This is a genomic window from Nakamurella multipartita DSM 44233 (assembly GCF_000024365.1).
In the GTDB taxonomy this organism is placed as follows: domain Bacteria; phylum Actinomycetota; class Actinomycetes; order Mycobacteriales; family Nakamurellaceae; genus Nakamurella; species Nakamurella multipartita.
In genome coordinates, this window is record NC_013235.1 from 315,370 (window position 1) to 339,438 (window position 24,069).

At 72.3% G+C, this 24,069-nt stretch carries 24 protein-coding genes and 1 tRNA gene; 11 read left to right on the forward strand and 14 right to left on the reverse strand.

Annotated features, from left to right (window positions below; all coding sequences use genetic code 11):
• The first annotated feature begins 126 nt into the window (after positions 1 to 126).
• On the forward strand, positions 127 to 1,539 hold the full coding sequence (locus NAMU_RS26890; RefSeq protein WP_083785603.1) for a DUF7910 domain-containing protein: 1,413 nt from the start codon (positions 127 to 129) through the stop codon (positions 1,537 to 1,539).
• Positions 1,540 to 1,551: 12 nt separating this feature from the next.
• Here the strand turns inward: NAMU_RS26890 and NAMU_RS01400 are convergent, their stop codons facing one another.
• Entirely contained in the window at positions 1,552 to 2,925 is a 1,374-nt protein-coding gene (locus NAMU_RS01400; protein ID WP_012814188.1) for an aspartate aminotransferase family protein, read from the reverse strand.
• Entirely contained in the window at positions 2,922 to 3,419 is a 498-nt protein-coding gene (locus NAMU_RS01405) for an Lrp/AsnC family transcriptional regulator (protein WP_052308112.1), read from the reverse strand. Before NAMU_RS01405 ends, NAMU_RS01400 begins: the two co-directional genes overlap by 4 nt.
• A 128-nt stretch (positions 3,420 to 3,547) precedes the next feature.
• Between NAMU_RS01405 and speB the strand changes: the two genes are divergently transcribed.
• Complete coding sequence (speB, locus tag NAMU_RS01410; protein WP_052307737.1) at positions 3,548 to 4,612, forward strand: agmatinase; 1,065 nt, start codon at positions 3,548 to 3,550, stop codon at positions 4,610 to 4,612.
• Between the two features lie 10 nt (positions 4,613 to 4,622).
• On the opposite strand, the gene NAMU_RS01415 is transcribed toward speB, so the two are convergent.
• From NAMU_RS01415 to NAMU_RS01430, 4 genes are all read right to left on the reverse strand, one after another.
• Positions 4,623 to 5,981, reverse strand: a complete 1,359-nt coding sequence (locus tag NAMU_RS01415; protein WP_012814191.1) for a cytochrome P450 — start codon at positions 5,979 to 5,981, stop codon at positions 4,623 to 4,625.
• Between the two features lie 68 nt (positions 5,982 to 6,049).
• Positions 6,050 to 6,703 carry a DUF1345 domain-containing protein gene (locus NAMU_RS01420; RefSeq protein WP_169312457.1) on the reverse strand — a complete coding sequence of 218 codons (654 nt, stop codon included), beginning with the start codon at positions 6,701 to 6,703 and terminating at the stop codon, positions 6,050 to 6,052.
• A 105-nt stretch (positions 6,704 to 6,808) separates the two neighbouring features.
• The gene (locus NAMU_RS01425; protein WP_012814193.1) at positions 6,809 to 7,363 is read right to left on the reverse strand and encodes a bacterial proteasome activator family protein; all 555 of its coding nucleotides are present in this window, start codon (positions 7,361 to 7,363) and stop codon (positions 6,809 to 6,811) included.
• Between the two features lie 28 nt (positions 7,364 to 7,391).
• Positions 7,392 to 8,423 carry an NAD(P)H-quinone oxidoreductase gene (locus NAMU_RS01430; RefSeq protein WP_012814194.1) on the reverse strand — a complete coding sequence of 344 codons (1,032 nt, stop codon included), beginning with the start codon at positions 8,421 to 8,423 and terminating at the stop codon, positions 7,392 to 7,394.
• Between the two features lie 110 nt (positions 8,424 to 8,533).
• Here NAMU_RS01430 and NAMU_RS01435 point away from each other — a divergent pair, with 110 nt between their 5' ends.
• On the forward strand, positions 8,534 to 9,193 hold the full coding sequence (locus NAMU_RS01435; protein WP_012814195.1) for a GNAT family N-acetyltransferase: 660 nt from the start codon (positions 8,534 to 8,536) through the stop codon (positions 9,191 to 9,193).
• 4 nt (positions 9,194 to 9,197) lie between these two features.
• Here NAMU_RS01435 and NAMU_RS01440 read toward each other — a convergent pair whose 3' ends face one another.
• Positions 9,198 to 9,869 carry a GAP family protein gene (locus tag NAMU_RS01440; RefSeq protein WP_012814196.1) on the reverse strand — a complete coding sequence of 224 codons (672 nt, stop codon included), beginning with the start codon at positions 9,867 to 9,869 and terminating at the stop codon, positions 9,198 to 9,200.
• 74 nt (positions 9,870 to 9,943) lie between these two features.
• On the opposite strand from NAMU_RS01440, the gene NAMU_RS01445 reads away from it, so the two are divergent.
• A complete protein-coding gene (locus tag NAMU_RS01445; RefSeq protein ID WP_217180706.1) occupies positions 9,944 to 10,849 on the forward strand; it encodes an EamA family transporter in 906 nt (301 codons plus the stop codon).
• 9 nt (positions 10,850 to 10,858) lie between these two features.
• Here NAMU_RS01445 and ypfJ read toward each other — a convergent pair whose 3' ends face one another.
• Positions 10,859 to 11,809 carry a KPN_02809 family neutral zinc metallopeptidase gene (ypfJ, locus tag NAMU_RS01450; protein WP_012814198.1) on the reverse strand — a complete coding sequence of 317 codons (951 nt, stop codon included), beginning with the start codon at positions 11,807 to 11,809 and terminating at the stop codon, positions 10,859 to 10,861.
• A gap of 97 nt (positions 11,810 to 11,906) precedes the next feature.
• On the opposite strand from ypfJ, the gene NAMU_RS01455 reads away from it, so the two are divergent.
• Entirely contained in the window at positions 11,907 to 13,826 is a 1,920-nt protein-coding gene (locus NAMU_RS01455; protein WP_012814199.1) for an MMPL family transporter, read from the forward strand.
• 15 nt (positions 13,827 to 13,841) lie between these two features.
• Here the strand turns inward: NAMU_RS01455 and NAMU_RS01460 are convergent, their stop codons facing one another.
• Complete coding sequence (locus NAMU_RS01460) at positions 13,842 to 14,288, reverse strand: ester cyclase (RefSeq protein WP_012814200.1); 447 nt, start codon at positions 14,286 to 14,288, stop codon at positions 13,842 to 13,844.
• A 76-nt stretch (positions 14,289 to 14,364) separates the two neighbouring features.
• On the opposite strand from NAMU_RS01460, the gene NAMU_RS01465 reads away from it, so the two are divergent.
• Positions 14,365 to 14,973, forward strand: a complete 609-nt coding sequence (locus NAMU_RS01465; protein WP_041368305.1) for a TetR/AcrR family transcriptional regulator — start codon at positions 14,365 to 14,367, stop codon at positions 14,971 to 14,973.
• An 18-nt stretch (positions 14,974 to 14,991) separates the two neighbouring features.
• On the opposite strand, the gene NAMU_RS01470 is transcribed toward NAMU_RS01465, so the two are convergent.
• Together NAMU_RS01470 and NAMU_RS01475 are read right to left on the reverse strand one after the other, a co-directional pair.
• Positions 14,992 to 15,777, reverse strand: a complete 786-nt coding sequence (locus NAMU_RS01470) for a DUF1365 domain-containing protein (RefSeq protein ID WP_217180707.1) — start codon at positions 15,775 to 15,777, stop codon at positions 14,992 to 14,994.
• A gap of 2 nt (positions 15,778 to 15,779) precedes the next feature.
• Entirely contained in the window at positions 15,780 to 17,069 is a 1,290-nt protein-coding gene (locus NAMU_RS01475; RefSeq protein ID WP_012814203.1) for an NAD(P)/FAD-dependent oxidoreductase, read from the reverse strand.
• A 243-nt stretch (positions 17,070 to 17,312) separates the two neighbouring features.
• Here NAMU_RS01475 and NAMU_RS01480 point away from each other — a divergent pair.
• Positions 17,313 to 17,400, forward strand: a tRNA-Ser gene (locus tag NAMU_RS01480).
• Between the two features lie 6 nt (positions 17,401 to 17,406).
• Here the strand turns inward: NAMU_RS01480 and NAMU_RS01485 are convergent.
• Positions 17,407 to 18,087: a GNAT family N-acetyltransferase gene (locus tag NAMU_RS01485; protein ID WP_169312458.1), complete on the reverse strand. Its 681-nt coding sequence runs from the start codon at positions 18,085 to 18,087 to the stop codon at positions 17,407 to 17,409.
• Between NAMU_RS01485 and NAMU_RS29695 the strand changes: the two genes are divergently transcribed.
• Together NAMU_RS29695 and NAMU_RS01495 are read left to right on the forward strand one after the other, a co-directional pair.
• Positions 18,086 to 18,430, forward strand: a complete 345-nt coding sequence (locus NAMU_RS29695; protein ID WP_012814205.1) for a YbjQ family protein — start codon at positions 18,086 to 18,088, stop codon at positions 18,428 to 18,430. The genes NAMU_RS01485 and NAMU_RS29695 overlap by 2 nt on opposite strands.
• A 76-nt stretch (positions 18,431 to 18,506) precedes the next feature.
• The gene (locus NAMU_RS01495; RefSeq protein ID WP_012814206.1) at positions 18,507 to 19,289 is read left to right on the forward strand and encodes a sulfite exporter TauE/SafE family protein; all 783 of its coding nucleotides are present in this window, start codon (positions 18,507 to 18,509) and stop codon (positions 19,287 to 19,289) included.
• A 53-nt stretch (positions 19,290 to 19,342) separates the two neighbouring features.
• On the opposite strand, the gene NAMU_RS01500 is transcribed toward NAMU_RS01495, so the two are convergent.
• Together NAMU_RS01500 and hisC are read right to left on the reverse strand one after the other, a co-directional pair.
• Positions 19,343 to 19,654, reverse strand: a complete 312-nt coding sequence (locus tag NAMU_RS01500; RefSeq protein WP_138179883.1) for a hypothetical protein — start codon at positions 19,652 to 19,654, stop codon at positions 19,343 to 19,345.
• Between the two features lie 136 nt (positions 19,655 to 19,790).
• Positions 19,791 to 20,861: a histidinol-phosphate transaminase gene (gene hisC / locus NAMU_RS01505; protein WP_012814208.1), complete on the reverse strand. Its 1,071-nt coding sequence runs from the start codon at positions 20,859 to 20,861 to the stop codon at positions 19,791 to 19,793.
• 195 nt (positions 20,862 to 21,056) lie between these two features.
• Here hisC and NAMU_RS01510 point away from each other — a divergent pair, with 195 nt between their 5' ends.
• Positions 21,057 to 23,060 carry an acetoacetate--CoA ligase gene (locus NAMU_RS01510; RefSeq protein WP_012814209.1) on the forward strand — a complete coding sequence of 668 codons (2,004 nt, stop codon included), beginning with the start codon at positions 21,057 to 21,059 and terminating at the stop codon, positions 23,058 to 23,060.
• Positions 23,057 to 23,974, forward strand: coding sequence for a hypothetical protein (locus NAMU_RS28785; RefSeq protein ID WP_012814210.1), 918 nt, complete (start codon positions 23,057 to 23,059; stop codon positions 23,972 to 23,974). The genes NAMU_RS01510 and NAMU_RS28785 overlap by 4 nt, the downstream gene beginning before the upstream one ends.
• Positions 23,975 to 24,069: the final 95 nt, after the last annotated feature.

Genomic DNA, 24,069 nt, shown 5'->3' on the forward strand with positions numbered 1-24,069 from the left:
CACGAATGTGCCGATGGCCCGATCGGTCGTCGCCCTCCGGAACGGAAATAAACGCTTTCGAGTGGGAAATAGTCGCCGTTGCTTTCCAGGCGTGTTAGCCCCACCGTCAACGATTACGTTCTGTTCATGACAGAGTTGGTACGACGCCGGTCGATCGTGATGATTCTGCTCATGCTGATGATCGCGGCGGTCAGCGGCGCGGGCCCGGTCCAGGCCCGTACGCTGCCGGCGCCCGCAGCCGTGGCGGCGGCCGCGCCCGGCGCTTTCAGCCTGGCCGTCATCCCGGACACCCAGCAGGAAGTATTCGGTGCCGATACACGTTTCGCCAACCGCACCCAGTGGCTGGTGGACAACCGGGCCGCCCTCAACCTGGCCTTCGTGCTGCACACCGGCGACGTCGTGAACTGGGACACGGCCGATCATGCGCAGTACGCGATCGCCCGCACGGCGATGCAGAAGCTGACCTCCGCCGGAATTCCGTGGATTCCGGCGATCGGAAATCATGACACGGCCGCGGTCTGCGCCGGCGGCTCCGCCTGCCCTGGCCAATCGGCCCACGTGAATGTCCGGGGAACCGCGACGTTCAATCAATATTTTCCGGTCTCCTCCTTTCCGGCGGTGAATGGCACCTTCGAATCCGGGAAGGTCGACAATGCCTGGAGCACCTTCACGGCCGGGAACATGGATTGGCTGGTGCTCAACCTGGAGCTCTGGCCGCGGGCCCAGGTCATCTCCTGGGCCCGGGATGTGGTGGCCGGACACCCCCAGCACAACGTCATCGTGGTCACCCACTCCTACCTGAATGCCGGGGGCGGTATCGAGCAGGGCAACGGCGGCTACGGCGACACCAGTCCGCAGTACTTGTACGACAACCTGGTCCGGCCGTTCAGCAACGTCAAGCTGGTCTTCTCCGGGCACGTCGGCAATGCCGCCAGCCGGACGGACGTGCGGCCGGACGGCAGCAAGGTCGTCTCGTTCCTGGGCGCGTTCCATTCCAACTCGACCAACCCGGTGCAGATCGTGACGATCGACCCGGCCGCGGGCTCGGTCAGCACCCGCTTCTACGCCCCCAAGGACGGCGCGACGTGGCCGCAGTACGCGACCACCGTCACCGGTGTGTCCTGGGGGCCGCCGCAGCCGTCGGGATCCTGGGTGGCCCTGCGGGCGGTGGCCAACGATCGGTTCGTCACGGCCGAGGCCGCCGGCGCCCAGCCGCTGATCGCCAACCGCACCGTCGCCCAGGGCTGGGAACGGTTCATCCTGCACAGCCTGGGCGGCAACGAGGTCAACCTCTGGTCGCTGGCCAGCCAGCGCTATGTCACCGCCGAGGCCGCCGGTGCGCAACCGCTGATCGCCAACCGGGCGGAGGCGCTGGGCTGGGAGCAGTTCGAGCTGATCGACAACGGCGACGGCACGGTCAGTTTCCGGGCTCGGGCGAACAACCTGTTGGTCACCGCCGAGGCCGCCGGGGCCCAATCGCTGGTCGCCAACCGGACGGCGATCGGCGGCTGGGAGAAGTTCGTGTTGGTCCGCCTGTAGCGGCCGGAGGGTTCAGAGCATGGCCCAGGCGTCGGTGAACACCGACCGCAGCACTGATTCGATCTCGTCGAACACCGCCTGATCGCTGATCAGCGGGGGCGCGACCTGCACCACCGTGTCGCCGCGGTCGTCGGCCCGGCAGTACAGGCCGCGCTCGAATAATGCCGGCGAGACGAAACCGCGCAGGATGCGCTCGCTCTCGGCCGCGGTGAACGTCTCCTTGGTCGCCTTGTCCTTGACCATCTCGATGCCGAAGAAGAACCCGTCGCCGCGGACGTCGCCGACGATCGGCAGGTCCAGCAACCGGTTCAGGGTGGTGCGGAAGTCCACCTCGCGGCGCAGTACGTTGCCCAGCAGATCCTCGGACTCGAAGATGTCCAGGTTGGCCAGCGCCACCGCGCAGGACACCGGGTGACCGCCGAAGGTGTAGCCGTGGGCGAAGGTGGTCTCGCCGGTGGCGAACGGCTCGAAGATCCGGTCGGAGATGATCGCCGCCCCGAGCGGCGAGTAACCGGAGGTCAGACCCTTGGCGCTGGTGATGATGTCGGGCTGGTAGCCGAACTTCTGGGCGCCGAACATGGTGCCCAGCCGGCCGTAGGCGCAGATCACCTCGTCGCTGACCAGCAACACGTCGTGGGCGTCGCAGATCTGCCGCAGCCGCTCGAAATAACCCGGCGGCGGCGGGAAGCAGCCGCCGGCGTTCTGCACCGGCTCGACGAACACCGCGGCCACCGTGTCCGCGCCCTCCATCAGGATGGCTTGCTCCACCTGGTCGGCGGCCCACCGGCCGAAGGCCTTCTCGTCGCCGGCGACGAACTCCGGGGCGCGGTAGAAGTTGGTGTTGGGCACGCGCACCGAGCCGGGCACGAGCGGTTCGAACGGGGCCTTGAACGGCGGTACCCCGGTGATCGACAGCGCGCCCTGGGTGGTGCCGTGATACGCGATGGCCCGGCTGATCACCTTGTACTTGCCGGGCCGGCCGGTCAGCCGGAAGTACTGCTTGGCCACCTTCCACGCGGTCTCGACCGCCTCGCCGCCGCCAGTGGAGAAGAACACCTTGTTCAGATCGCCCGGCGCGGCCGCGGCCAGCCGGTCGGCCAGCTCGATCGCCGTCGGGTGGGCGTAGGACCAGACCGGGAAGAACGCCAGCTTGCGAGCCTGCGCGGCGGCGGCCTGCGCCAGTTCCTCCCGGCCGTGGCCGGCCTGCACGACGAACAGCCCGGACAACGCGTCCAGGTAGCGCTTGCCGTCGGTGTCCCAGATGTGGCAGCCCTCGCCGCGTTCGATGGTGGGCACCGGCTGGCCGGCGTAGGCGGACATGCGGGTGAAGTGCATCCACAGGTGGTCGGCGGGTGAGCTCGGGCGGGCCGGAGCGGAGGCGGTCATCGGGTTCCCCAGGTGTAGGTCTGCTTGGACAGGTCGAGATAGACGAACGTTTCGGTGCTGCGGACGCCGTCGACGGCGCGCAGGTGGTGGTTGATCACGCGGAGCAGGTGCTCGTCGTCGGTGCAGACCACCTCGACCAGCAGGTCGAACGATCCGGCGGTGACCACGACGTAGGACACCTCGTCCAGGGCGGACACCGCCGCGACGACCGGATCGATCGGGCCGTCCACCCGGATCCCGACCATGGCCTGGCGGGTGAATCCGACGTGCAACGGGTTGGTGACCGCCACGATCTGCACCACGCCGGCCCGCAGCAGCCGCTGAACCCGTTGCCGTACCGCGGCTTCCGACAGCCCGACGGCCGCGGCGATGCTGGCGTAGGGCCGGCGGCCGTCCTGCTGCAACTGCTCGATGATCTTCTTGGACACCTCGTCCAGGACGATGCGCCCGGGCGGGTCGACCGCCACTGGCTCCGGATCATCATGAAGGGGCATGACGGTCATTCTGCCCGGTTCGGATCCTCTATGGCAAGGGAATCCGTTGCCGGAAACGCAAATTGCGACGGAATCCGCAGACGACAGGTTGGTCCATCGCGTCCCCGGGACGGGGCAGAATCATGGGTATGGCCAGATACGGCTCGATGTACGGACCGGACATCACCTTCACCGGGGTGCCGCGCTGCGACCTGGCTGATCCGGCCAGCTATACCGACGCGGTCGCGGTGATCCTGGGGGCGCCGTACGACGCCGGCACCTCATACCGGGCCGGGGCGCGGATGGGGCCGATGGCCCTGCGCAGCTGCGATTACTCCGAGCACACCGGCTCCCGGCCGCACCTGGCCCTGCGGGTGGATCCGCTGCTGGACCTCGGGGTCGTCGACGCCGGTGACGTCGAGATGGCCCCGACCGAGACCCAGCGGTCATTGGCCGCCCTGCAGGACGCCGTGCTGACGCTGGCCCGGGCCGGCAAGATCCCGGTCGTGCTGGGTGGTGACCACACCGTCGCCCAGCCCGACATCACCGCACTGGCCGAGCATTTCGGCTACGGTCGGCTGGCCGTCATCCACTTCGATGCGCACGCCGACACCGGCGACATCCAGTTCGGCTCGCTGTACGGGCACGGCCTGCCGATGCGCCGGGTGATCGAGTCCGGCGCGGTGCGGGGCGAGAAGTTCCTGCAGATCGGCCTGCGCGGGTATTGGCCGGAACCGCCCGAGCTGGCCTGGATGGCCGAGCAGGGCATGCGCTGCTACGAGATGGCCGAGATTGCCCGCCGTGGCCTGGATCGCGTGCTCACCGAGGCCATGACGATCGCCACCCAGGACACCGACGGGGTCTACCTGTCGGTGGACATCGATGTCTGCGACCCGGCCGCCGCGCCCGGTACCGGCACCCCCGAACCCGGCGGGCTGACCGCCCGCGAACTGCTCGACGCGGTCCGGCGGATCGGCCGGGCGGTGCCGTTGGTGGGCCTGGAAATCGTCGAGGTGGCCCCGCCGTACGACCACGCGGACATCACGGCGATGCTGGGCAACCGGGTGGTGCTGGAAACCCTGTCCGGCATCGCCCGCCGCCGGGCCGACGCGGCCGCCGGCACCGTCTGGGACGAGGCGACCCCGCTGATGGCCGGCCGGGTGTCGGCCGCCCCGCCGCCGGTGGAGCCACCGGAGCACGAGCGCTCGCTCTGATCGGCGACGTTCAGGATCGGGAGGTGATGCGGGCGGGTACCGGGCCGCCCGCGGTCAGGGTGAACGGCAGGCCGATCGGGAAATCGGCGTCGAGCGATTCGACCCGGGTCCGGCCGATGATGGTGGCCAGCCCGAGGGTCGTCTCGAGCATGGCGAAATGGTCGCCGATGCAGGACCGAGGCCCGGCGCCGAACGGCAGGAACCGCCACCGGTCGTCGCCGACCGGCCGATAACCGGCGAACCGGTCGGGGTCGAACAGTTCCGGTTCGCTCCACAGCGAGGGGTCGTGGTGCATCGCGTAGGCACCGACGATCACCTGGGTGCCGGCCGGAATCCGCACGCCGTCGACGGTCGCGTCCTGCATCGCGGATCGCACGATGATCGGGGCCGGCGGGCACAGCCGAAGCGCCTCGTGGATCACGCGCGCGGTGAACGCAAGCTTGGGCAGGTCGTCCACGGTCAACGCCCGTGGTCCCAGGCCACTGACCTCCTGGGCCACCCGTTCCTGCAGGACCGGATCACGCCCCAGCGACCACAGGCTGAAAGCCAGGGTGGTGGAGGTGGTGTCGCGGCCGGCGATCAGGAAGACGAACAGCTCGTCGCGGATCTGCTCGTCGGTCAGCCGGACGCCCGTCTCCGGGTCGTCGGCCGCCAGGAGCAGGGTGACCAGCCCGGCGTCGCGGCCGGGATCCATCCGTGCCGCGTCGATCGCCTCATCGATGACGGCCCGGATCTGGCCGAGCGATGTCCGCATGCGGTGCCGGGCGGGCGTCGGCAGCCAACCTGGGGCCCGCACCGGTCTTCGCGACCGGCCGGTCAGCCACTGGAGCACGAGTTTGACCGGGGGTCCGAGCTCGTCGGCCCGCTCGCCCAGATCGAGCCCGAACACCGAGCGACCGATCACCTGCAAGGTCAGACGCCGGGTCTGCTCGTCCAGATCGACGGTCCCGCGCGCGATCCAGTCGTCGGCCAGCCGGGCGGCCGAGGTGGACATGTGGCCGGCGTACTCGGCCACGTGGCGGCGAGTGAACAGTGGTTGCAGCAGCCGCCGTCGACCCAGCCAGGGCTCGTGCGGCAGGTTGAACACGTTGCGCCCGAAGGCCTGACTCTGCCGGTGCACGATGTGCTGCTTGTCGAATGCGCCGTCGGTCCGGCCCAGGACGTCCCGGGCACCCCGCGGTGAGCAGACCATCGCGTATCGCGGAATCAGCCACCGAGGGGTGAACGTCAGCAGGGCCACCGGTCCGGCCGCCGCGGCCACCTTCCCCGGCCCGGTATGGAACACCCGGAGGGCGGCCAGCTTGTCCCGCACGGGCAGCGGCGCCTCAGGGGCCAGGGGCGCGGTGCTGGGGTGTGCCGGGGCGGTCATCCGTCGATCCTGACAGATGTCGCGTGAGGGACAAATAGGATGATTTACCCACGCGGCACGCGGCCGGGTCAGCGGCCGGCGAACATGCTCAATGCGAACGCGACGACGGCGGCGTTGTAGAAGAAGCTGATCGTGGAATGGACCAGCACGTGCCAGCGCATCCGGGCCGTGGTGACCAGGACGTCGGAGACCGAGAAGGCCGTGCCGATGGTGACCGAGAAGTAGAGGAAGTCGACCGCCGACGGGTCCGCCGTGCTCGGGAAGGTCAGGCCGCCGCCGCGGACGTACATGCTGGCGTAGCGCCGGGCGTACCCGGCCTGCAACAGCATCCAGGACAGGATCATCGCGACGACGCCCAGCAGGTTGAGCAGGATCTGATACTCGTCCGGGTTGTCGGAGACGGCGATGTCGACCGCGACGAAGAAGCCGATCATGCTGGCGACGAGCGCGAACAGGAAGTTGAACCGGAAGCGGCCGACCACCGGCCCATCCGTGACGGGCCGGGGGTCGCGGCGACTGCGCCGCAGGACGACCACGCCGATCCCGACGTACAGGACCGCCAGCAGGTCCCAGATGCCCAGGTAGGCCAGTTCGTCCTCGTCGGCGACGAAGACGAACCCGAGCCCGACGACGATCAACGCCACCTCGTGCAGCCGGACCAGGCCGTCACCGACCAGGCCCGGCACGCGTCGTGTCCAGGTCCGCCCCGTCGGTGTCGCCACCCGATCACGGTGCCGCAGACCCGCCGCCCGACCCCGTCGCCGGCCCGCGACACGCCGGACGGCCGCAGCCCGCGGCCGCGGGCCCGGCCTCAGGTCAGTCTCAGATCAGAGGTACTGGCCCGAGCCCGGTCCCGGCGCCGAGCCGGGTCCGTCGGAATGCCCCGGCGGCAGGCTGCGCCGCATTTGTTCCAGCTGGGTGCGGGCGGCCATCTGCTGCGCGACCAGAGCGGCCTGCAACCCGTGGAAGACGCCTTCGAGCCAGCCGACCAGCTGGGCCTGCGCGATCCGCAGCTCACCTTCGGAGGGCACGGTGTCCTCGGTGAAGGGCAACGAGAGGCGCTCCAGCTCGTCCCGCAGCTCCGGCGTCAACCCGGTCTCCAACTCCCGGATCGAGCGCTGGTGGACCTGCATCAGCCGGGCCCGGCTGGCCTCGTCCAGCGGTGCCGCCCGGACCTCCTCCAGCAGCTGCTTGATCATGGTGCCGATGCGCATGACCTTCGCCGGCTCGCCGATCGCGTCGGCCGGGTCGGCCGGGCCGTCACCGTCCGGGGACGAGGTCCCGTCGGCCGGCTGGCCGTCGCCGTTCGGCACGTCGGCATAACCGACCGGCTGACCGTCCGGTCCGATCACCACGACCCGCTGTCCCTGTGGCTGGCTCATCGTCGCTCTCCCTGTTCGTTCGGCTGCTTCACGTTGTCGCGGCGCCCTCGCCGGTACCGGTACCCACCCGGGCGGGCGCGCGCAGCAGGATCTTGCCCACATGCCCGCCCTCGGCCATGCGCGCGTGCGCCGCCGCGGCGTCCGGCAGGTCCAGCACCGAGTCGATCACCGGCCGCACCGCCCCGGCCGCGACTAGCGGCCACAGGTCGGTCCGCACCCGCTCGACGATCTCGCTCTTGGACCCGGGGCCGGCGATCGGCCGTGAGCGCAAGGTGGTGCCGATGACGCCGGCCCGCTTGCGCATCAGCCCGTTGATGTCCAGCTCGGCCCGGGTGCCGCCCTGCAGGCCGATGATCACCAGCCGGCCACCGTCGGCCAGCGCGTCGATGTTGCGGGCCAGGTACTTGGCCCCGATCGGATCGAGGATGACGTCGGCGCCCCGCCCGTCGGTCGCGTCCTGGATGGCCTCGACGAAGTCCTGCTGCGCGTAGTTGATGGTGACCTGGGCGCCCAGCGTGCGGCACCGGTCCAGGACGGCGTCCCGGGACGCGGTCACCGCGACCCGCGCGCCCAGCTGGACGGCCACCTGGATCGCCATGGTGCCGATGCCCGATCCGCCGCCGTGGATCAACACCGTCCGGCCGGCGGTCAATCCGGCCGTCAGCACCAGGTTCGACCACACCGTGCAGGCGACCTCGGGCAGACCGGCTGCCTCGATCAGGTCGACCCCGTCCGGCACGGGCAGCACCTGACCGGCCGGTACCGCGACCCGCTGGGCGTACCCGCCCCCGGCCAGCAGGGCGCACACCCGGTCGCCGACCCGCCAGCCGGACACGTCCGGGCCGAGCTGGGCGATCACCCCCGAGCACTCCAGGCCCAGGGTGTCCGGCGCGCCCGGCGGCGGGGGATAGTGACCGGCCGCCTGCAGCAGGTCGGCCCGGTTGACGGCGCTGGCGGCGACGTTTATCAGCACGTCACCGGCGCCCGGGACCGGGTCGGGCACCTCCCGCCAGACCAGCCGGGCCGGCGAGCCCGGCTGCTCCACGACGATCGCTTTCATTCGCCCGAGGGTAGCGACCGCATCATTCGGCACCCGGCGGGTGGGGCGCTCCGGTGCCCGGCACGCGTGTGCGGTTGTGCCGAACGCGTTCGCACGGGACGCTGCCAGGCGTGAGCACGAAGCTACGGACGCTGGCCGACTACTGGCCCATCTTCGGGCTGCGGCTGGCCTCCCCGCGGCTGGTGCTGGCCCCGCTGCAGGATGCCGACCTGCCGGAGACCCTGGACCTGATCCTGGCCGGCATCCACGATCGCGCGTCGATGCCGTTCGCGATGCCGTGGACCGACGTGCCACCGGACGAGCTGGTCGCCGGCGCGTTGCGTCACTACTGGTCGACCCGGGCCTCGGCCACTCCGCAGCGCTGGACGGTGCCGTTCCTCGTCCGCCGCCAGGGCGTCGCGGTCGGTCTGCAGGACCTGTCGGGTACCGACTTCGCGGTCACCCGCACGGTGCACACCGGGTCCTGGCTCGGCCGGGCCCACCAGGGGCAGGGCCTGGGCACCGAGATGCGCTCCGCGGTGGTCCAGTTCGCCTTCGACCACCTCAAGGCCGAGCGGGCGGACAGTGCCGCGTTCAGCGACAACCCGACGTCGCTGGCCGTTTCCCGCAAGCTCGGGTACCGGGCGGACGGCACCGCCGTGGTGCAGCGGCGGCCGGGCGAGCGGGCGGTCGAGCAGCGGCTCACCCTGGACCGGGCCTCGTTCGTCCGGCCCGGCTGGATGGTGCAGGTCCGTGGCCTGCCCGCCTGCCAGGCCTTCTTCGGGACCTGACCGGTCAGCGCAGGGCGGTGACGCCGTTGACGATCAGCACGACGCCCAGCACCAGCAGCACCGCGGCCACGATGACGGTGCTCTGCCGGGTCATCCATTCATCCACCGACCGCAGCAGCGGGCCGGCGCGGTCCCCGAGGACGAGCGTCAGCACCGGCGGCGCGGCCACCCCGACGCTGCCGATCACGGTGAACACGGCCAGCGCCGCCGCCTGCTGGGCCGGGACCGCGGTCGCCTCGGCGATGGTCACGGCCCCGGCCAGCACCAGGGCCAGGTTCTTCGGGTTCAGGCCGGCCAGCAGCAACGCCAGGCCGAACGCCCGGCCGGCGCCCATCGCATCGACGCTGGCCAGCCAGCCGGGGACGGGCGGATCCTCGCCGGCCCGCGGACGGCCCAGCCAGCGGCGGCCGGCCAGCCCGATCAGCACCAGGCCGATGGCGATCTTTATGTAGCCGAACCAGGAAAGGTTGCCCGACGGCAGCACGATCACGTCGGCCAGCACGATCACCACCGTGCCGACCACCGCGATCCCCAGCAGCCACCCCAGCAGGAACGCGCGGGCGACCGCGGGGGGTCGCTTGGCCGCCAGCGCGATCGGGATCAGGGTGACCGGCAGCGCCGCCAACGCCAGTCCGATGGCCAGGGGCAGCACCGCGAGGATCGCTCCGCCGGTCACCTCGGCCAGCCCTGGGTCATGGCGGCACGCTAACACCGCTCCTGAGTGGCCCTCGGGGCTGGCACACTCGCCCGGTGAGTGAACCCACGCCGTCCCCGGCGCCCCGGGGGCTCGTGGATCGGATCCCCGCGCCCGCTCTGTTCCTGACCTCCGGGCTGACCCAGTACGTGGGGGCCGCGCTCGCCGTCGGGCTGTTCGCGACGATCCCGGCCGCGTCGGTGGCCTGGTGGCGGATCGCCGTGTCGGCCGTGGTGCTGATGGCCTGGCGCCGCCCGTGGCGGCAGGCCTGGACCCGCAGCGACCTGGTCGGGGCGGCGGTCTTCGGCATCGTGCTGGCCACGATGAACGTCACCTTCTACATCGCGATCGACCATCTGCCGCTGGGGACGGCGGTGGCGATCGAGTTCCTCGGGCCGGTCGCCGTGGCCGGCCTGACCGGCCACGGTTGGCGGGACCGGGCCGGCATCGCCCTGGCCGCCGGCGGGGTCGTGCTGCTGGCCGGCGTGCAGGTGGAGGGGGGCGTCACCGGCTCGACGGCGATCGGCCTGGTCGCGATCATGGGGTCGGCGGTGTCCTGGGCCGGCTACATCCTGCTGGGCCGGCGGATGGCGGTGCGGCGGGACGGCATCAGTTCGCTGGCCGTGGGCATGACCGCCGGCGCGGTGGTGTGGGTGCCGTTGGCCTTCGGCGCGTTCCTGCCGGTGGTGACCGATCCGGCCCGGGCGGCCGCGGTCGTCGGCGTGGCCGTGCTGAGCTCGGTGATCCCGTACGTCCTGGAGCAACTCGTGTTGCGCCGGGTCACCGCCGCCCGATTCGCCATCCTGCTGGCCATGCTGCCGGTCACCGCGGCACTGATCGGCGCCGTCCTGCTGGCCCAGATCCCGACCGGGTTCGAGCTGGCCGGCATGGCCCTGGTCTGCGTGGCCATCGTGCTGTCCGGCCAGCGGCCGGCGCCGCCGGAGAGCCCGCTGCCGGGCTGACCGGCCCGGTCAGCCCAGGTCGTTGGTGTCGAAGGTGTTGCAGACGGCCGGATCGCCGCTGCGGTACCCGGCCAGCAGCCACTTCTGCCGCTGGGCCGACGTGCCGTGGCTGAACTGCGACGGATCGACCCGCTGCCCGGCCAGGTTCGTCTGGATGTAGTCGTCGCCGATCGCCCCGGCCGTCTGTACCGCGTTGGCCAGGTCGGCATCGGTGATCTCGGTGATCAGCACCTGCCCGTCGGCGCCGGGCACCGTGGTGGCGTGGTTGGCCCAGACCCCGGCGTAGCAGTCGGCCTGCAGCTCCAGCCGGACCGAGCCGGACGTCGCACCGGTGGCCGAGCCGACCCGGCTGCTGGTGCCCAGCAGGTTCTGCACGTGGTGGCCGTACTCGTGGGCCAGCACGTAGGCCTGGGTGAACGGCGCGTCGTTGGCGCCGAAGGTGGTGCGCAGGTCCTTCCAGAAGCTCAGGTCGATGTAGACCAGCTGGTCGGCCGGGCAGTAGAACGGGCCCATGCCGGCGCTGCCCTGGCCGCAGGCGGTGCGGGTGGAGCCGGTGTAGAAGACGGTGTCCGCCTCCTGGTAGGTGCCGCCGGATGCCGCCAGGGCGTCGGCCCAGTAGTCCTGCACCGAGTTGATGACGGCGACCGCGGTGCAGTCGGCGTTGGCGTTGGCGTCCGCCCCGGTCTGGCACTGCTGGGCCAGCTGGCCGTTGTCCACCGTCGCATTGCCGGAGGCACCTTCCAGCAGGCCGGTGCTGCCGGTCGACCCACCCCCGCCGCCGAGCATGTTGAACAGCACGACGGCCACCAGCACCAGCAGGCCCAGGCCGCCACCGCCGACCGCAAGACCGCCCCGCCCGCCGGGAAAGCCCCCGCCGGACAGGCCGCCGCGGGAGGAGCCGCCGCCCCGCCGGTCCTGGACCTGCGAGGTGTCCAGCCGGGCATTGGGGTTGAACTTCATCGGTGACTCCCGGTTGTCCTGGTGGGTCGTACGGGCGACAGGTGCCCACTGTAAGTCCGGGCGAACCGGCCGGCCCGGATCGTCCTACCCTCATCCGGTGGCGACGCGGTTCGGCCGGGCGACGACCGCGGCGGTCTGGGGCCTGCTGCTGGTCGGGCTGGGCGTGGCCGCCTGCCTGCTCGGACCGGTCGTCGGCCCGTTCGGCGACTCGACCGACCCGGTGTCCCCGCCGACCCGGGCGCAGGCCGCGCTCGACCGGCTCGGACAGCGGATCCCCGGTGCCGCCGACCCGACCGGGTGGGTGGTGGTCGTCGCCCCCGCGGGCCGGACCGTCGACGATCCGGCCGTCGCCGGCGCGCTGCGCACCCTGGTCGACCAGCTGCGGGACGTGCCGGGGGTGACCGCGGTGGTCGATCCGGCCGTCGGGGGGACCGTGGCGGCGGATCGGCGGACCGCCTTCGTCCCGGTCGCAGTGGCCGCATCGGCCGTCCTCGACGCCCGTCCCGCGGTGGCGACCGTGGCCACGGCCGCCCGGGACGACGGCTCGCAGGTGGAGGTGGGCGGGGTGCTGCGGGCGCCGGCGGATCGATCCGGCGCGGCCGCGTTGCTCGCGCTGGTGGTCGCGATCGGGCTGGCCGGGCTGCTCGCGCGGCTGATCCTGCGGTCGTGGGGCGGGGCTGCGCTGGCCCTGGGCACCGCCCTCGTCGGCGCCGGGGTGGGCGTCGCGGTGGCGATCCTGCTCGGACTGGCCGGCTCGGGCAGCGGTTGGGGCAGCGGTTGGGGCAGCGCGGCGGTCGCCGGCGGGTTGGGGGTGGCGGTCGGCAGTGCCGCAGCGGTGCTGCGGCACAGTCACCCGGGCAGTCACCGGGGCAGCCGGCGGGCGGTGGCCGGTGGCGGCGCGCTGGCGGTCGTGGCGACCGCCGGGCTGGCGGTGACCGGGGTCGGTGCCTGGGCCGCGGCCGGTGCCGCGCTGGCGCTGGCGACCGCCGGCGCCCTGCTGGCGATCCTGACCCTGGCGCCGGCCGTGATGGGCCTGACCGGAGAGCCGCCGGCGGCCCCCGAGGCCGGGCCGGGGCGATGGGCTCGCGCGGTCACCGGATACCCGCTGCGGGCGATCCTCGGCGGGCTCGGGGTCGTGGGTGTCCTGGCGCTGATGCCGTTGCTGGGTGTCCGGTTCGGCCCGCCGGCGGACCCGGCGCAGGCCCGGCTGGCCGCCGAGTTCGGTCCCGGAGCGGCCGGGCCGCTGCTGCTGATCGTCGAGGTCGATCGTCCGGCCGAACTGACCGGGGCGCTCACCGCGGTGGCGGCGCAGGCCCGGCAGGCGGCCGGGGTCGCGCTGGCCGCGCCCGGCCGCACCGCGGCCGACGGGACCCTGGGGGTGGTCACCGTGTTGCCCCGCACCGGGCCCACCGATCCGGCTACCCGGGACCTGCTGCTACGGCTGCGGGCCGATCCGGCCGGGGTGGCCGGCGCAAGCGTCGAAGTCACCGGCGCGACTGCGGTGGCCATCGACGTCGCGGACGCGCGGGCGGGCGCAGCGTGGCGCTACCTGCTGATCATCGGACCGGTGCTGCTGGTCCTGCTGGCGGTGACGAGCGGACCTCCGTCGATCGGGCTGGCCGTCGCCGCCGGATCGGTGCTGTCGATCGGACTGTCGACCTGGCTGGCCCTGGGGACGTTCTCGGGGGTCTTCATCCACGATGGTGGTGGACTCGGGGCCGATCTGTGGTGGGCGGCCGTCGGGCTGGCCCTGCTGCTGGCGCTGGTGTCCGAGCAGGCGGCCCGCGCGGCCGTCGTTCGAACCGACCACGGCGCCGGCCGGGCGGTGGGGCTGACGGCACTGATGGTCGCGGTGCTGGTCGGTGGTGACCTGCTGGCGGCGGGCTCGGTGCCGGCCGCGGCGCTGGTGGTGCTCGCAGTCCTGGTGGACGCGCTGGTGGTCCGGCTGACCCTGCTCCCGGCGCTCGCTGCCCTGCTCGCGCGGCCGGCTCGTCACCGGGGGCGGCACCGGGGCTGACCGGGGCCGATTCGATCAGGGGCCGGCCAGCGGGGGGGCGGCGAGCCGGTCCAGGACGCCCGTCTGGGCCAGGATGGCCAATCGATCCGGGACGCCCCAGTGCTCGACGATCCGGCCGTCGACGACGCGCGCGAGGTCGAACACCGTGAAGTCGACCGGGCGGCCGCTCGGCGGCCCGAAGAACGGGCCGGTCGCCCGGCCCCGACCGTGCACCCGGACCCAGACGCGATCGCCGGACTCCGCCGAGTCCTCGATGTCGAACCGCAGGCCGGGCATGGCCCGGTGCACGTCCCGGATGGCCGCCTTGACCGAGGCAAGGGCAGCCGGCCCGGAGCCGGTCAACCCGAATTGGTGCTCGACCAGGTCCGGCGAGCAGAGCTCGTCGACGATCGCGTCATTTCCGGTGGCGAAGCCCTCGTCGAACATCCGACGCAGGACGTCGAGGGCAGCAGTGGTGGCCATGACTCTCCTCTTCGATGCAGTAGCAGTACTTCGAATGCAGTTATACTGCATCGACTGCACTGCTATTCTGCGCGCTGTGGCCCCACCCGTCAAGACCCGGTCGACGTACCGCCAGGAACAGGCGGCCGCGACCCGGGTGCGGATCGCCGAGGCGGCCCGGCGCCTGTTCACCGCCCACGGCTACGGGTCCACGAGCATCGATGCGATCGCCACCGAGGCCGGGGTGGCCGTGCGTACCGTCTACTCGGCGTTCGGCACCAAGCGCGACATCCTGTCCCTGGTCTGCGAGCAGTGGCTCGAGCAGGCCCAGGCCCGGGAACGGGCCCAGCAAGTGCTGGCCGATCCCGATCCGGTACGCCGGCTGCGCGGCGCCGCGGGCTGGTTGACGCACCTGTACGCCGCCGGCTTCGACGTGGTGACCATCTTCGAGGGTGCCATGGACGAGGGCCCGCAGACCCGAGAGTTGTTGCGGGCCAAGCTGGCCGGCCGCAATCAGGTGATGGACGCGATGATCGCGTCGGTGGGTGAGCGGCTCGTCGTCCCGCTGGCCGACGCGCAGGCGGTCTTCCGCGCCTTCGCCGCCGCGGGCGTCTACCAGGAGCTCGTCGTCGATCAGGGGTGGACCCCGGACCGGTTCGAGCACTGGCTGGCCGACACCCTGCAGGCGCAGCTGCTGGGCGGCTGACCCCGGCTCGAGACCGGGTCAGCGACCCCGCTCGTCCGCGGCGGCGTCGGCCGGCCGGGGTTGCACGGGCACCCGGCGCAGCCACAACCGGATGCCCTGCCAGCGGATCAGCGCACTGGTGCGCAGGGTGAGCACGGGCCAGCGCAGCACCGCGCGGACGGCGGATGCCGGGGTCAGCGGCCGGCCGGGACCGGTCAGGGTGGCCACGAACGGCGTCGCCCCGTCCTGGTGCAGGGTGATCGACACCGCCAACCGTTCCTCCGGCAGGGGGGTGCGCATGGTGTAGCTGCCGCCCATGGGCAGGAACGGTGAGACGTAGAACTGCTTGTCCACCTCGTCGGCACCGGCCTGGTCCGGCCGCAGCAGGTAGGTGTGCCGGCCGCCGTAGGTGTTGTGCACCTCGGCGATCACCGCGACGAGCTCCTCGCCGGCGTCCTGGCGGCGTAGGCAGTAATAGACCGACAGCGGGTTGAACACGTGCCCGAACGTGCGTGGGCAGGTCAGCAGCAGGATCCGGTCGGCGGCCAGGTCGTGCTCGGCCAGCCGCGCCCGGGCGTTCGTGGCGATCGTCGCGGCCGGATCGCCGAGGTGGTCCCGGGCCTCGAACCGGACCAGCCGGCGCAGGACACCGGGCAGCACGGGCGGCTCGTCCAGGTCGATGAGCCAGTAACAGGTGCGGTAGTCGAAGCGGCGGTCCACCTGCGCCGGGGCGGCCACCGTCCGCCGGTGGGTGGTGCGGGCGTCGTAGATCCGCGCCGCCAGCCGGGTCGGACTGCGACGACGATCGGCGCGGGCGGACGGCACCGTCACCACTGCACGCCCAACGACGCGGCCGCGCGGACACCGGACAGGCACCCGTCCTCGTGGAAGCCCCAGCCCTGCCAGGCGCCGGCGAAGGCCAGCCGGTCGGTGTTGAGCTGCGGCAGTTCGCGCTGGGCGGCGACCGAGGCCCGGGTGTAAGTGGGGTGGGCGTAGTTCATCCGGGCCAGCACGGACCCGGGGTCGACCGCCCCGGGCGCGTCGGGATCGTCGTTGAGGGTGACCACGTAGGTGCGCTCGTCGGTGATCCGCTGCAGCCGGCTGATGTCGTAACTGATCTTGACCCGGTCCGGCTCCGCGTGGCACTGCGCCATCCGGTAGTTCCAGGAGGCGCGGGCCTTCGGCGCGCGCGGCAGCACGGAGGCGTCCGTGTGCAGCATCGCGGTGCTCGGCAGGTACTCGAACGCGCCGAGCAGCCGCGCCTCGTCCCGGGTGGGCTCGGCCAGCATGGCCAGCGTCTGGTCCGGGTGCCCGGCCAGCACGGCGTGATCGACCCGGTGCACCGTGTCGGCGTCGTCCCGGATCTCGATGCCGTCGGGGCGCCGGAGCACCGACCGGACCGGGGTCGCGGTGTGCACCGCCGACAGGTCCTTGGCCACCCGCTCGACGTAGGTCTTGGAGCCGCCGACCACCGTCCGCCACTGCGGCGAGCCAGTGACGCTCAACGCGCCGTGGTTGTCCAGGAAGGTGAACAGGTAGCGGGCCGGGTAGGCCCGGGCGCCGTCGTACCCGCAGGACCAGACGGCCGCGACCATCGGCAGCATGAAGTGGTGGGCGAAGTAGTCGGTGAACCGGCCCCGGGTGAGGAATTCGTCCAGGGTGAGGGTGTCGTCGCCGCTGTCCAGCACGGCCCGGGCCCGCCGGTGGAAGTACTTGACCTGGGCCAGCATGGCCAGGTAGCGCGGCCGAGCCAGCGAACTCTGCCGGGCGAACAACCCGGACAGGCCCTTGGCCCCCGCGTATTCGAGTCCGCAGCCGTCGCAGCGCACGCTCATCGACATGTCCGAGTCCTGCGTGGCCACCCCCAGCTCGTCGAACAGCCGCAGCAGGTTCGGGTAGGTCCGGTCGTTGTGCACCAGGAACCCGGAATCCAGCCCGACCACCTGACCGTGGGTCAGGGCGACCTCATGGGTGTGGGCGTGGCCGCCGAGGCGTTCGTCGGCCTCGAACAGGCGCACGTCGTAGCGGCGTTGGAGCAGGTAGGCGGCGGTCAGTCCGGCCACCCCGGAGCCGATCACGGCCACGGTGGGCCGGGCGGACGTGGCGTCGGCAGTCATCGGTGATGGTCCTCTCGGGTCTGATCGCGGCGCCCCTGGCGTCCCCGAGGGGGACTGGGGGCGAGCGTTCTGGGGTCCTTCGTCGCCGGCGTCGTCGCGGCTGGGTCCCACGCCGGCACGCTCATGTGCGAAGTACCCGTTCCGGGGCCTCATCAGATCACGATGCGCGCCCCGATCCGGACAGCTATCCGCACTCCGATCCACACAGCGAAGGGGCGACGGCCGGCCAGTAGACTCCCGCGCGGAGGCGTGTCCGAGTGGCCGAAGGAAGCCGCCTTGAAAGCGGCCAGGTGTCAAAGCCTCGGGGGTTCGAATCCCTCCGCCTCCGCCATCGGTGTCACGGACCGGGCCAGACCAGCTGCCGGTACAGCGCGTCGCCGCCGACGTCGACCAGCCCGAGCCGCAGCAGCCAGCCCAGCGCCGACGAGCCGTAGACGCCGGTGGCGTGCACCGACCGCTGATGCTGCGCGGCCGTGTCCAGCAGCGCTCGAGCCACCGTGCTGCCGATGCCGGAGCGCCGGTGGTCGGGGTGCAGGGCGATGTCGACCAGCACGACGGGTGGCCGAGCGCTCGGCAGTTCGGTGTCCAGGTCGAGCAGCAACCGGCCGACGGTCTGCCCCTGCCGGCAGATGCCCAGGTCGCGGGCGTCCGGATGGTCGGCCTCCAGCTCGCGGTGCCGGCTCACCAGCTGGCTGTCGATCAACCGGGACATCTTGGCCGCGCTCATCCGGGTGCCGGCCCAGTCGTCGGCCAGCAACGCCCGCAGCGCCTCATCGCCGACGCCAGGCTGCCCGGTCGGCACCGGCCACGGGCCGGGCACCAAGGACAGCGGGTCCGGGACGCGAAGGATCAGGTCATGGACGAGTTCGTCCAGCGGGTTCGAGGGACTCGCCGACACACCGACGACGGTACGCAGGGTTCGCGGGCCGCGCGCGTTGCCGGGGCCGGGAGTCTGCCCGATGATCATCAGCGGACGGGGCGGCGGGGTGCGGCCCCGACGACGAAGGGGGATTGCCATGGAAGGCAGTGCACCGGTCACCTTGCCCTGCTCCACCACGTTCGACCTGCCCGGGTACACCATCGATCGGAACTTGGGCATCTGCTGGGGCCTGGTGGTCCGCAGCGTCGGCTTCGCCAAGGGCTTCACCGGCGGGTTCCGCTCGCTCAAGGCCGGCGAGGTGCCGCAGTACACCGAGGTCGTCGACTCGGCCCGGCAGACCGCCATGGAGCGGATGGCCGCGCACGCGCAGCAACTGGGTGGCAACGCGGTGCTCGGGGTCCGCTTCGACTCCTCCGACGTCGCCGAGAACCTGGCCGAGGTCATCGCCTACGGCACGGCGGCGGTCGTTCACCCGAGCTGACCCCCGGACCCGGGTGCCCGGCCGGCGCCGCCCAGGTGGCCCCGGCCGGGTACGACCTCGCCCGTAGGGTGTCCGGGTGAGCGCCGTCGAGATCATCGCCATCTTCCTGGCCGGGGTCGGTGCCGGCACGATCAATGCGGTCGTCGGTTCCGGCACGCTGGTCACCTTCCCGACGCTGGTCGCGTTCGGTTACCCGCCGGTGGTGGCCACCATGTCCAACGCGATCGGCCTGGTGCCCGGCAGCGCCTCCGGCACCTTCGGCTACCGGCGGGAGCTGCAGGGCCAGGGCCCGCGGCTCAAATGGCAGATCCCGGCCTCGTTCCTGGGCGCGCTGGTGGGGGCCTGGCTGCTGCTGCACCTGCCGGAGGCGACGTTCAAGAAGATCGTCCCGGTGTTGCTGGTGATCGCCCTGGTGCTGGTCGTGGTGCAGCCCCGGCTGCAGGCGACCATCCGTCGGCGAGCCGAAGCGGCCGGCCGCGACCACGACACCGTCACCCGCGGCCGGTTCGTCGCCCTGATCATCGCCACGTTCCTGGTCGGCATCTACGGGGGCTATTTCGCCGCCGCCCAGGGCATCCTGCTGGTCGGCGTGATGGGGGTGCTGCTGCCCGAGACCATGCAGCGGATGAACGCAGCCAAGAACCTGCTCACCCTGGTGGTCAACACGGTGGCCGCGACGACGTACATCATCGTCGGCTTCGACCGCATCGCCTGGGGCGCAGTGGCGCTGATCGCTGTCGGTTCGCTGATCGGTGGTTTCGTCGGCGCCCACTACGGCCGCCGGCTCTCCCCGGTCGTGCTGCGGGGCTGCATCGTGGTCTTCGGCCTCATCGCCCTCTGGCGGCTGCTGGCCGTCTGACATCCGGCGGCTGCTCGCCCCTGGCCCACCGCGCAACAGGGGCGCGGGGTGGATCAGACCAGGTGCAGCGCCCGCCGGATCCGGTCGGTTGCGGTGCCGTCGTCGAGCTCGGCCCAGGTCCAGCGCACCACGGTGATGCCCTCGCCGCGGATGAGGTCCTCCCGGCGCTTCTCCTGGAACACCACATCCCCGGGCTGCCGGCCGGATGGGACCAGCCGGCCGTACTTGATCCGGCCGTCGAACTCGCCGACCGTGCGTTGCTCGCGCCACCCGAAGTCCGAACGGCCCAGGAACCGGCCGTCGGCGGCCGAATACAACTCGACCTGCAGGTCGGGCGCCGGTAGGCCGGCCCGGGCGATGGCCACCCGGCTCCGCGATTCGCCGACGCTTTCGGACCGCCCGTCGGCGAACGCCATCGCCTGCCGGGCCCGGCCGACTCGCGGAGTCCGGGCCGCCCGGTCCAGGGCCGCCGCCAGCTGCGCGAGCCCCCGGCGGTGCGGGTCAGCGGGGGAAGGCGGCGGCCGCCGCCAGGAAGGCGTCGTTCTCGTGCGGGGCGCCGATGGACACCCGGACTCCACCGGAGGCGTCCGCAAAGGCCCGGACGATGACCTTGTGCTGCTCGCTGTGCGCGGCGAACTCAGCCGAGCGCTCCCGCAGCGGCAGCCAGACGAAGTTGGCCCGGGACACCGGGACCTCGTAGCCCAGCTCGCGCAGCGCCGCGTGCACCCGGGTGCGTTCGGCGACGACCTGCTGCCACCGCGGGGCCAGCTCGGCGCGGGCACCGAGGGCGGCCAACGCCGCCGCCTGGGCCAGCGAGTTCAGCGCGAACGGGATGGCCACCTTGCGCAGGGCGGTGACGACGGCCGGGTCGGCCACCGCGTAGCCGACGCGCAGCCCGGCCAGGCCGTAGGCCTTGGACAGGGTGCGCAGGGTGACCACGTTGGGCCGGCTGGTCGCCTCGGCCAGGCCGTCGGGGGAGTCGTCGGCGTCGTCGAACTCGGTGTAGGCCTCGTCGATGGTGACCAGGACGTGCTCGGGCACCCGATCCAGGAAGGCGATCAGGTCGGCGGCGCGGACGGTGGTGCCGGTCGGGTTGTTCGGGGTGCAGATGAAGATCAGCCGGGTGGCCGGGGTGATCGCGTCGGCCATCGCCGCCAGGTCCAGCTCGTGGCCGGCGGTGACCGGCACCCGGACCGCGGTGGCCCCGGTGATCTGGGTGACGATCGGATAGGCCTCGAACGAGCGCCAGCCGAACAGCACCTCGTCGCCGGCCTCCGCGGTGGCCTGGACCAGTTGCTGGCACAGGGCCACCGACCCGCAGCCGGTCACGATGTGCGACTCCGGGGCGCCGGTCAGCGCGGCCAGCGCGGTCACCAGCCGGGCCGCGCCGTTGTCCGGGTACCGGTTGATGCCGCTCGATTCGTGCACCGCGGCGTCGGCGATGGCCTGGGCGACGGCCGGCAGGGTGGGGAAGGCCAGCTCGTTGGAGGCCAGCTTGATCGCGCCGGGCACCGAGCGGCCCGGGGCGTAGGCGGGCAGGGTGTCCAACGCCGATCGGATCCGCACCGTCACCGCTTCGAACCTCCACCGTCAGGACCACGCCGGCTCCGGCGCCGGGCTGGCGTCCACGACCATAGCCGCCCGCCGGGCTACGGTGAGGCCGCACGGTGGCGGACCACCGCCGTGGAGCTCGCGCACACTCGATCCGCGGATAGGTGTGCCGGACAGATATACCGATCAGTGGATGTCACCAGGTAGGAACGACGAATGACTGGAAACGATGTGGTTCCTGAGGTGTTGTGGTCGCCGAGCAAGGAGCGGATCGCCCGCGCGGCCATCACCGACTTCGCCGATTTCGTCAGCGACCGGACCGGCCGGACCTTCGACGACTACGCCGCCCTCTGGGACTACTCGACCGGCGAGCCGGCCGATTTCTGGGGGGCGATCGCCGACTACTTCCAGGTCCGGTGGCACGAGCAGCCCACCGAGGTGCTTCCTGACGTGTCGATGCCCGGGGCTCGCTGGTTCCCGGGCGGCACCCTGAACTACGCCGAGCACGCGCTGGCCGAGCCGGCCGAACCGGTGGCCGGGGAGCCGGCGATCATCGCGGTCGCCGAGGACGGCAGCGAGCAGCAGCTGACCCGGGCCGACCTGCGCCGGCAGGTCGGTGCGGTCCAGGCCGGCCTGCGCCGGCTCGGGGTCGGTCAAGGCGATCGGGTCGTCGCCCTGGTGCCGAATACAGTGCACGCCCTGGTCGGCTTCCTGGCCACCGCCGCGCTCGGCGCCGTGTGGTCGTCCTGCTCGCCGGACTTCGGTGCCCCGTCGGTGATCGACCGGTTCACCCAGATCTCGCCGACCGTGCTGATCGCCGTGGACGGGTACCGCTACGGCGGCAAGGCCTTCCCGGTCGCCGAGACGGTGACCAAGCTGCGCGAGGCGTTGCCGTCGCTGGCCGGGGCGGTGCACGTGCCGGCGCTGGGCACCGACGTGCCCGCCGGCATGATCGGCTGGGACGAGCTCACCGCGCAGGCGGCCGAGCAGACCTTCACCCCGGTGCCGTTCGACGCGCCGCTGTGGGTGCTGTACTCCTCCGGCACCACCGGCCTGCCCAAGCCGATCGTGCACTCGGTCGGCGGGATCCTGGTCGAGCACCTCAAATCGTTGCGGCTGCACTGGGACCTGGGTCGGGGCGATCGCTTCCTGTGGTTCACCACCACGGGCTGGATGATGTGGAACTTCCTGATCGGCGGGCTGCTGGTCGACGCCACCGTCATCCTCTACGACGGCAGCCCCGGGCACCCCGACCTGATGACGCTCTGGCGGCTGGCCGAGAAGCACCGGGTCACCCTGTTCGGCACGTCCGCGCCGTTCGTCGCGGCCAGCCAGAAGGCCGGTCTGCGCCCGGCCGCCGAGCTGGACCTGTCCAGCGTCACCGCCATCGGCTCGACCGGATCGCCGTTGTCCACCAGCGGTTTCCGGTGGATCCGGGACGAGGTCGGGGCGGACATCCAGATCGCCTCCTTCTCCGGCGGCACCGACGTGTGCACCGGAGTGGTGGGCGGCGCGCCGACCGTGCCGGTGTGGATGGGCGAGATCTCCTGCCGGGCCCTGGGCGCCAAGGTCGAGTCGTACTCGCCGACCGGTGAGCCGCTGATCGACGAGGTCGGCGAACTGGTGATCACCGCGCCGATGCCGTCGATGCCGGTGTTCTTCTGGGGCGACGAGGACGGAAGCCGGCTGCGCGACTCGTATTTCGACGACTACCCGGGGGTGTGGCGGCACGGGGACTGGATCCGGATCACCTCGCGGGGGTCCTGCGTGATCGAGGGCCGGTCCGACGCCACGCTCAACCGCGGCGGCGTGCGGATGGGCACCGCCGAGTTCTACCGGGTGGTCGAATCGCTGCACGAGGTCGCCGACTCGTTGGTGGTGGACACCTCGACCGCGGCCGGGGAGGGTGATCTGCTGCTGTTCGTGGTGCTGGCCCCCGACGCCGACCCGGTCGCCGTCACCGGTTCGGTGAAGAAGCTGATCCGGCAGGAACTCTCGCCCCGGCACGTGCCCGGAGCGGTGGTGGCGGTGCCGGCCGTGCCGCGCACCCTGAACGGCAAGAAGTGCGAGGTGCCGGTCAAGCGGATCCTGGGCGGCATGGCGGTCGACACGGCCGTGTCCCGGGACGCGTTGGCCGACCCGGCCGGCTTCGACGAGTTCATCCGGGTGGCCCAGGAATCGGCCAACCGATCAGCTGCGGGAAGGGGATCCACCGGGTGAGCACGGTTTCGCCACGCCCGCGGACCGGTCGGGCCCACCGGCTCGCCGGCCTGCTGGCCGCCACCGGGGTGCTGCTCGCATCATGCGCGAGCGGCACTCTGGCCACCTCCGACACCAGTCCGGTGGGCTCGTCCGCGCCGGTCACCCGGCCGTCGGTGACCGGGCCGACGGTGGTGGTTACCGTCCCCGAGCTGGTGCTGAGCAGCCAGGGCACGGCGCCGGTAACCGTCGCGCCGACGACCGACACGGTGACCGCGTCGAGTACACCCGAGCCGGCCGCCGAGACCGCCCAGGTCCCGGCCGCTGAGACGGACACCGCCGGGCCCGCCCCCGAGACGACCGCCGCCGCGACGGCGGCCAATCCGGCGCCGGCGCCGGCGCCCAGCGGTCAGGGCCTGAACGTCTCGCTGGCCAACTGTGACGGCTGCACCGTGCTGGCCACCCATCGCGATGTGGCCGGCGGCCGGTCGGCGGCCCTGGTCAGCACGGGATCCGGGCGAGGCATCCTGCTCTCGGTCGGCGGGGACGGTCAGGTGGCCGGGGTCATCGGGGTGCCCTACGGGGCGGCGTTCACGACGCCGGACAGCGGCGTGCTGCCGTGCGCCCAGGGCCGCTGCGTGGTGACCGGCCGGCAAGGTGACGGGCGGGCCATCCTGTCCGCGTTCGAACTGACCGACTCCGGGGCCTGGCGGGACGTCTCCGGCGACGACGCGTTCCCGTCGGCCACGGAGCGTTCGGCGGTCGTCGATCTGGACGGCGAACTGGCGATCGCGGTGCAGGATCAGGGCGACGGGTCGGCCGTCTGGATGCTCTACACCTGGAGCGGCGACCGGTACGCGGTGCTCGGCTGCGCGGCCGACGGCGACCCGCCAGCCACGGCGGCGGCCGTCTCCCCGTCGGCCTGCCTGTCCTGAGCGAACCCGTTGCCCGGCCCGGTGGTGACCGCGTGGTGAGGTCCCCCACTTTCCGGCCCACGGCCGCAACAGCAGGCCGGGGTCGGCGTCTTATC